Origin of the sequence: Moorena sp. SIO4E2 (genome assembly GCF_010671945.1) — a bacterium.
GTDB classification, from domain to species: Bacteria; Cyanobacteriota; Cyanobacteriia; order Cyanobacteriales; family Coleofasciculaceae; genus Moorena; species Moorena producens.
In genome coordinates, this window is record NZ_JAAHIE010001319.1 from 1 (window position 1) to 1220 (window position 1220).

Annotated in this window: 2 protein-coding genes; both read left to right on the forward strand. The window is 44.2% G+C overall.

The window, feature by feature from the left end; translation table 11 throughout:
- The first annotated feature begins 149 nt into the window (after positions 1-149).
- The gene (locus F6K37_RS43320; protein WP_287257332.1) at positions 150-491 is read left to right on the forward strand and encodes a histidine triad nucleotide-binding protein; all 342 of its coding nucleotides are present in this window, start codon (positions 150-152) and stop codon (positions 489-491) included.
- A gap of 410 nt (positions 492-901) precedes the next feature.
- Positions 902-1220 (forward strand): DUF6444 domain-containing protein (locus F6K37_RS43325; RefSeq protein WP_287257333.1); only part of this gene is annotated, 319 nt, incomplete at its 3' end.

Consider the following 1220-nt stretch of genomic DNA (forward strand, 5'->3'; position numbering starts at 1 on the left):
TAGTCGCGCTTGGGAAAGGCAAGAGGCAAGAGGCAAGAGGCAAGAGGCAAGCGCGACTATGTTCACAGCTCCAATAACAATGCTATAGCTAGCTGACATTTTGTGTCACAATTGCATCTGATCTAGTAAACATAGTATTGGCAGCTGCTATGAGCGAAACCATCTTTAGCAAGATTATCCGCCGAGAAATTCCAGCGGATATTGTTTATGAAGACGATTTAGCCCTTGCCTTCAAGGATATTAACCCTCAGGCACCAGTTCATATTCTGGTAATTCCCAAGAAGCCCATTCCTCAACTGGAAAAAGCTGAGTCTGAAGATCAAGCCCTGATGGGACACCTGCTCTTAACTGCTAAGCAAGTTGCTGAGCAAGTCGGTTTGACCAATGGCTATCGACTGGTGATTAATAATGGTGCTGATGGTGGTCAAACGGTTGATCACCTGCATTTGCACATCTTGGGTCAACGCCCAATGAAGTGGCCTCCTGGTTGAGGTTTTTTTTAGTGCTCAGTGTTTAGTGCTGAGTCTTGAGTGGGTTTCTAAGTTAGGAGTTAGGTAAAGAACTAGGTTCAGGTTCTATATCTCAGGCTCTATATATAGAGGCGTTCCATGGAACGCCTTTACTTTTATAGCAAAGAAAGGGATAGTTAGGACATAATAGAGGAGTTAGTAAGGAGGACAAATGCCATCACCCTATAGGGATGATTTTAGAGATTTGGCGATACGGCTAAGCCACGCTTCGCGAACGCCGCCGTAGATCGTGGTGAGAAAAAAAGCCATGTCTGCCGAATGTTACAAATCAGCCGAAATACTAAGGACTTGTGGCTAAAAGCCAGTAACCGTCCCAGCCTGCAACGAATAAATCTGGGTTCCAGTGGCGATTCTGTGGTAAGATTAGGTTTATGAGTGTAGAGATTAACATCGCAGGAATTCAAATTCCTTTGGGAGATTGGGATGCCACCCCAGGGAGTTTAAAAGCAGTGGTAAAAGTTTTGAGTGAGCGTTTGGCCTATATAGAAGAGCAACTCAAGCAAAATTCACAAAATTCATCTCGTCCCCCCTCAAGTGACGGTTTTGGTCAGCAAGATTTGTCAAACCCCCAGACTCTCAAAAAGAAAAAGAAAAAGAAAAAGAAAAAGAAAAAGTCTAGCAGTGATGGCTCATCCAAGAAAACACCACAACTCTATCCGATCGAGGCCTGTAGCAAAGTCCATTCCCATA

Coding starts and splice junctions, on each gene's coding strand:
- F6K37_RS43320 (WP_287257332.1), top strand. CDS start 150: ATGAGCGAAACCATCTTTAGCAAGATTATCCGCCGAGAAATTCCAGCG.